Source organism: Achromobacter dolens (genome assembly GCF_902859745.1).
GTDB lineage: Bacteria > Pseudomonadota > Gammaproteobacteria > Burkholderiales > Burkholderiaceae_B > Achromobacter > Achromobacter dolens.
In genome coordinates this window covers 1-7,538 of record NZ_CADIJW010000091.1, presented here as the reverse complement: position 1 = coordinate 7,538, position 7,538 = coordinate 1, and the positions used below count along the sequence as shown (strand labels likewise).

At 71.8% G+C, this 7,538-nt stretch carries 1 protein-coding gene; it reads right to left on the bottom strand.

What is annotated here, in order from left to right; genetic code table 11:
* Window positions 1-409: 409 nt before the first annotated feature.
* Window positions 410-7,538: filamentous hemagglutinin family protein (locus tag HV783_RS28915; protein ID WP_175190319.1), on the bottom strand; the 7,129-nt coding region annotated here is incomplete at its 5' end.

The following is a 7,538-nucleotide window of genomic DNA, read 5'->3' as shown; positions in this document are numbered from 1 at the left end:
CCACGCTCGCGGCCAGCGCCAGCGCCGCCGCCACCGGCGCGCCGCGCATCATGGCGCGCAGCGCGCCGCCCCTGCTCTCGAAATCATGCATAGCGATGCACTCAGTTCCTTGTGTGATAGCCGGTCTGGCACCGGCCGCTACCGTGCAGCGCGTTTACGACAATCCCGTTACGGTTTTCTGCCCGCATACCCGCGTCTACAGCTTCTGCTTGTTACTAGACGTTCCCGGGCGGCGCGGACTGCGCGTTGTAAGAAAAATTTCATGAAACAGCGCGGGCCCGGAGAGAAACCGCGCGGAAAAGCATCAGGGCCCGGTTTTCGCCGGGCCCTGAGCCGTTTTTCACGCGCCATCTTCATGACGATGGCGTGACTGGCAGCCGGCTTTTTGCCGACCGCCCGCCCCCCGGCGTCAACCGCCGCTGTCCACGCCCTGCACCTGCACCACGCCGTCGGGACGGTAGGACGGCGTGGCCGCGCGCGGTTGCGGCGCGGCGCCGGCGCCGGCCAGCGGTTCCTCGCCATAGCCCAGGATCTGCACGCTGATGACGGACGGCTGGTTCTGCCGCGCCTGCTGGCGGGCGCGCTGCGCCGAATCCTCGGCCGCGCCGGACGCGGCCGAGGACGCCGCGCTGGCCGAGGCCAGCGCGCCGGTGTTGACCACCGCCGTCACCGGAATGCCCTTGCTGTCACCCTGCACCTGGATGTTGGCCGCATTGACCACATGCAGCGCCGCGACGTTGACGTTGCCCGACACGCGGATGCCGGCCTCGCCCGCGTCGATGGTGCCCAGTGGCGCGATCAGGTCGACGTCGCCCGCCGGCACCTCGGCGATCGGCGCCAGCGTGGCGATGCCGGCGCCGGTCGACGGCGCCGTGGGCGCCAGGGTGACGTTGCCCAGGGCGTCGTAGACGCGCTTGGGCGGCGTGTAGAGCACGGTGGTCTTGGCGCCGCGGCCGGCGTTGATGTCGCCCTCGGCCGACCAGGCCTGGATGTGGCCGCCGAAGGTGGTCATGATGCGGCTCTGGCCCAGCAGCACGCTGCCCAGCGCATAGAGCTGGATGTCGCCCTGGCCCTGCGTCACCACGCCCGCCGTCGCCGGCGGCGCCGCGCCTTCGATGCCCAGCACCTGCTGGCCGCCCGGCGTCAGCACCTGGATGTTGCCGCCGAACAGAGTGCGCAGGCCGGCGCCGCCATACATGGTGAAGTCGCCCTGGTACAGGCGCTGCGCGCCTTCGGCGTCGGTCTGCGGGAACAGCGCCGCGATGGCGCGGCGGCCGCGCAGGTAGCTGCCGGTGCGCGGGCCGCCCTGCTCGTTGTACTCGCGGCCGCCCTTGCGCAATTCGGCGAAGTACAACTGGCGCGCGTAGAGGCCCTGCTGCGCGGGCGCCAGCGCGTCCAGCGCGGCGCGCGCGCCGTCCTCGCCGCCGGCGTAGCCATGATGCAGGCGCAGCCAGTTGACCAGGTGCAGCTCGCTTTCCTGGCGATAGTCCTGCATCAGGTCGCGGCGCTTGCGCGCCGGATCGGCCGCCGCCTCGGCATCCAGCATGCCCTGGCGGCGCGCCAGTTCGGCCGCCGCGCCCGACTCGTCGCCCTGGTAGCCGTACGCCTGGCGCAGCCAGCCGGCCAGCGACAGCTCGCCGGCATAGGACTGCGCCACGCGATCGGGATAGGCCCCCAGGGTCTGGCCCGCGGCCAGCGCGCGTGCCGGATCCAGGTAGCGCGCCAGCAGGCCGGCGTAGTCCGGGCCCTGCGGCCCGACGCCCGCCAGCACCGCGATATCGGCGCCGGGACGCGCATCGCCGCGCACGACGGCGCCCAGGCTGACCACGCTGGCCACATCATCCTGGCGGATGTTGCGGCCGGCCTGCACCAGCAGCGCGCCAGGGCCGGCCACCTTCAGGTCGGCCCGCACGATGTCGCGCCCGGCGCTCACCTGCGACAGGTCGTTGGCATTGCTGTGCAGGCCCAGGGCGCTCATCCCGAGGATGTCGCGTCCCGCCCGCACCGAGACCGGCAGCGCGGCCTCGTACCAGGTCAGCACGGTACGCGGCCGCCCCTGCAAGGTATCCGTCATGATCCGCGTCTCGGCGCCGGCGCGCAGGCCGACGATATCGCCATCCACGGCATGGAAGCGCGCCACTGCCATTCCGCCTTCGCGCGGCGACGCATCCAATGGCGTATTGGGACCGAACGTGAAAAGCGGCTTGGGCGAGTTCTGCCAGACCTTGTTGCCCTCGACCGAGACATTGAAGATGGTCTGGTCGTTGTTCTCGCCCGCATTGATGGCCATGAAGCCGGGACGCCACGGTGTCGGCAGTGGCGTATCCGTGCCCGACATCGACACCGCATGCGCGCCCGCGGCGAAGATCGAGCCGCCGGCCAGCATTGACAACGCACCGCTGGACGACGGCGCCAGCAACAGCACGTGATTGACGTTTTCCGCCTCGCGCGTGGTGGCGGCCAGGATGATATTGCCGCCGGCCGCCGTCACGCCCAGCTTGGACGGATAGAGGTAGCTCACCTGCCGCTGCGCGCCGACGCGGGTCGTTTCATCGATCTGCAGGTCGGTGCCCGGCTTGAAGGTATTGTTGGTGGTCAGCGGCGTCAGGTTGCCGCCCGCCGAGAACAGGTCGATGGCCGTGGCCGGCGTCCACAACGTGAACCAGCTTTCGGCGCCGCCGCCCTTGGACAGGCTGCCCTGGGTGTAGGGGCTGGTGTTGATCTGGCGCACGCGGCCGGGGTCCGGCGCGTCGGCCAGCACCAGGTCGCCACGAGTATCCAGCGAGGCCACCGCATCGCCCAGCAGCAGGCGCGGCCCGCCCATGGGCTTGCCGCCGCCCACCGCGGACATATCGGGCGCGCGTAGCTGAGCGCCGTCGCCATAGAACAGCGAGATGCCGCCGACGCGGCCCGCCGTCAGCGCCAGTTGCCCGCGCAGATTGACCAGCAGCCCGTTCAGATCGACATCCTCGAAGTTGCCGGCATGGCCGGTGCCGGTGCCAGCGCTGCCGTCGGTCTGCTGCATCGCGCGCAGATTGGGGTTGTACGCGCCGCCGATGCGCAGATCCATGTCGCCGCCGCCGGTCAACACCAGGTCGCCGTCGACCACCCGGCCGGTGCCGGCCACCACAGCCACCAGGGCCTGCGAACGGCCGGATGCCAGATTGTTGTTGAGCAGCGCGTCGCCGCGCGCATCGCGCACGCCGGCATCGCGTCCGGCGCTGATGCTGAGATTGCCGCCTCCCAGGGTGCCGAAGCCGGTGAAACCCACGACCCGCGGCTGCTGGCTGTTGGTCGAGGCATTGGCCGCGTACGTGCCGAAATTGATCCACCAGCTCGACGCGATGTCGTTCACGCCCGGCATGCCCACGCTGCCCTGGCGCCACAGCCAGTTGCTGAGCGCGGCGCTGGGGTATTTGGTGTATTCGACATCCTGAGTGCCATAGCGCTGGGCGTTCATGGAATTCGCGCTCCATGCATCGCCGTAGATGTCACGCCCCGCCGCCACGGTCAGGTTGCCGCCCTGGTCCGGGTACCAGGCGCGATAGGCGGCCAGCGCCGCGTCGTACTTGCCGTCGTGCTGGATGGTGCCCAGCACGGCGTCATCGTCGGTCGTGCCGCGCGGCAGGTTGAAGCGCGCGTCCAGCGGCGCCCCCAGCGACGAGGGCGCGCCGGCCGTGTACACGCCGTAGACCGACGCCATGCCGACATCGCGCCCGGCCAGCAGCGACAGGTCGCCGGTGCCGGTGCGCAGCACGCTGAACAGCGGCGCGCGGTCGCCGTAGCGGTAGTCGCGCTTCACCGTGGTCTCGGTGCGGCCGCCGCCTGCGCAATAGCTGACGTCGAAGCACACCTCGTTCTCATCCATGAACCATTCCTGCGCCAGCTTCCTGACCGAATAGCCGACGTAGGCCGGGTCGCCGAAGTACAGCAGCGCCCCCTCCAGCGTCAGCGTGCGCGAAGCCGCCTCGCAGTAGCCCGTGCCGTTGCAGAAGTCGTCCTCGCTCATGAAGAAGCTTTCGGCAATGGGCTTTGGCGAGGTTCCCAGCAGGGACTGGTCCAATCCCAACTCGTCGATGGCGGTCTGTGTCAGCCCCCGGTCGCCGATGAATACGCTGGTGATGGTCTTGGTGCCAAAGCCCAGCCGGCCGTAATGCGTGTCCGCCAGGATGATGTCGCCCTGCCCGTCGGCGCGGCGCGCCGCCATGTCGGCCGCCGTCAGGTCCGCGCCCGCCACCGCCATCAGGCTCCAGGCGCTGGCGCCTTCGCCCAGCATCGGCGCCAGCGCCCAGTTGCGGCCCTGGCGGCCATCCGGCCCGACCGGCCGCAGGTTGATGGGTTGATGGCCCGGCAGTTCGATGAAAGTCTGCGACGGGATCAGCGAGCCGCGCGCCAGCTCCAGGCGCGCGCTGGCCTTGAGCGCCGCCGGCAGCGGCACGCCCTTGGGCCAGGTGAAGGCCTGCAGCGCCGCCTCGTTGCGCAGCGTGAAGCCCGCGCCCAGGCGGGCGCCCGCGCCCAGCGCCAGCGCCTCCTGCAGCACCGTGCCGGCGCGCAGCACGCGGCCGTCGGCCAGCGTCAGGTCGCCGGTCAGCACCAGGCCGGCGGGCAGCGCCAGCGGGCCGTTCAGCGTCGCCGCCATCGGCAGCACGGTGCCGGCCGGCAGCGTGGCGGCCTGCGCCGGCAGGTCGTAGTTCAGCGCCCGGCCGGCCGGGAAGATGGTGCCCGTTTCCAGTTGGACGCCATCGATGGGCACCACCAGGTCTTCACCGAACGGCGTCTGGCCATTGTCCAGGAAACGCCCTTCGACCAGCTTCCAGCCGCTGTCGTCGATGGTCTCGGGCGGCGGCGCGAAGCCGTCGTTGATGCTGCCGTGGATGGCCAGGTCGCCGCCGGCGCGCAGCACCAGCTTGCCGGGCTCGCCGTAGCCGCGCAGCGCGGCCACCGCGCGGTTGGCGTTGGGGCCGTAGCGGTAGTTCGACAGGTCGATGTCGCCCGATACCGTCAGATTGCCATCGGGCGTGGCGCTGACGATCTCGACGCCGGGCCGCAGGTGATACGGGCCCAGCGCCGCCAGCCGGGCGGTCAGCGCGCCATTGCCGAGCGCGGCGTTCATGTAGGCCACGCTCTCGCCATCGATGCCGTCCAGGTAGGCCTGCGTGATCAGTTGCGGCGTCTTGCCGCTGACGTCGGGCCTGGGCGCCAGCGGCGCGTCATCGTAGCGGCGGAAGGCGTTCACGGCGACGGTCTTGGCGCCCAGGATCTGCGGCGTGCCCGTGATGCGGATGGCCACGTCATTGGCGCCATCGCCCGATCCGGCAATCGCGCCGCGTTCCGCGCCGCCGCCCAGGCGGCGCGCATTCAGGTCGAGCGTGCCGAGTTGGCGGCCGCCCAGGCGGCTCGGGTCGTCGGTGCCGGCGCGCAGGTCGAAGCGCGCGCCGGCGTCCAGCGCCAGCGTGCCGTCGCGCGAGGTCAGTTCGATGATGGCGCGGTTGGCGGCGTCGATGACCTTGCCATAGCTGTCCAGGCGCAGGCGTTCGCCATGCGTGTCCAGCAGGCCGTTGATGCGCAGGTCGTCGCGCGCCGCCAGGCGGATGCTGCCGACCTGCCGCCCGCTGGCGTCGATGCGTCCATTGACCGTCAGGCTGCCGCCGTCGACGCTGATTTCGACCATGCGCGCGCGCACCTCGTCGCCCACCACCAGGTCGCCCTGCTTGACCTGGAAGCGGCGGGCGCCGGTGACGCCGCCCTGATTCAGACGTTGATTCAGGCCAGCGAAATCCGCCAGCGTCTGCGCGCGCAGGGTGATCTCGGCGCCGTCATAGGGTACGCGCGTGCCGCCGGCATCGCGCTCGCCGCTGGCCCCGCCCAGCACGGCGCCGTCCAGCGCCACGCGGCCGCCCGCCGCGCCCAGCGCCACGGCCTGCATGCGGCCGCCGCGCTGGTTGCGCGCCGACAGGTCGATGACCGAGCCGGCGGCCTGGACGATGTTGCCGGCCACGCTGTTCAGTTCGAGGTCGCCGCCCCAGCTATAGCGCACCGCGTCGTAGGCCGTGAAAGCGCGGCCCGACAGGTCGATGCGCGCGCCGCCCGCCAGCGTGATGTCCTCGTCGGCCTTGACGCTCAGCTTGCCCGACGGCAGCGCCACGGTCGAATCGAGCGTCACGCGCCGCGCCTTCAGGTCGAGCGTGGCGCCCAGCACATCGCGGGCCGGCGCCACGGCGCCGGTGCCCGTCAGCGCCAGCGTGCCGCCGGCGCGCAACGCCAGCGTCGCGCCCGCCTCGCCTGTCAACAGCGGCGTGCGCAGCGTCAGATCGCCGCCCTGGTAGCGCCAGCCTTCGCCCGCCACGTAGCCGTTCTGCTTGTGGTAGACCTGCAGGTTGCCGGTCGACCCGCCCGTGATCATCCGGGCCGCCTCCAGGTTGACCGCGGCAAAGCCCAGCGCCAGGCGGTTGGCCGGCACCAGCGAGGCCGGCAGGGTGTAGGGCGAATAGTCGAAGCGGATGACGTCGGCCGCGATGGTCAGGCTGCCGTCGCCCAGGCGGTCCAGCACCGCGCCGCCCGGCGCGGCGGGCGTGTCGTAGCCCAGCGGCACATTGCCGGCCGGCGTGGCCTGGACGGAACCCGCCCAGACGACTTCCGGCGCGCTGATGCGCGCCGTGTCGCCGGCCGCGCCGTAGCCATACACGGCCGGCGCGCCCAGCACCAGCCGCCGCAAGGCGGAGGGTCCGGCCGCGGCGCGCGTGTCCAGCGTCACCGCGCCATAGACGTTGATGGACTCTCCCGCATTGAGGATCAGGCTTTCCAGCGCGGGCGCGCCCAGCGCCGTATTGCCGCGCAGCAGCCGCGCCAGGGCCTCCTGGTCCAGCGCCAGGCCGGGCGGCAGTTGTCCTGCCGCCGCAGCCTGGGCCAGCGCCTGTGGCGAACCCAGGTTCAGGCCGGACACGCTCAGCATCAGGTTGCGCGTGCCGTACTCGACGTTGTCGCGCAAGGTGAAGGCGCCGTTGGTGGCCGCGCCAATCGTGCCTTCCGATACCAGGCGCGTGGTTCCCGTGCAAACGCCGGCGCAGGCGCCGATGTCGATGGCCACGCGGCCATCCTGCGCCGGGGGCCGCAGGTTGACCAGCCCATTGGACAGGACCAGCGCGCCGTTGGACTGGAGCGAGTAGTAATAGCCGCCACGCGCGTCCTGCGGCGCCGCTCCCAGCCCGACGGTGGACAGGACGGCCCCCTGCTCAACGGTGATATTGCCGTTGGAGGGCGCCAGCAGCACGAGCTCCGGCGCGTACAGGCGGGCGCCGCCCCGCACCAGCACGCGCTGGGAGTCGCCGCCCAGGCTGATCGCGCCGAGCGAATCGGCTTGGGTGGAGGCGCCTATCACGCCGCCCAGCACCATGCGGGCCGGACGCAAGGCATTGAGCGCGTCGGCCGAGACCGCCACGCCAGGGCCGGCCAGGGCCGGCGCCTGCCCCGGGCCCAGGATTTCCAGGCCGCCGCCGCGCACGTCCACGGCCAGCGTGCCGCCCGCGCCGCTGCTGCCC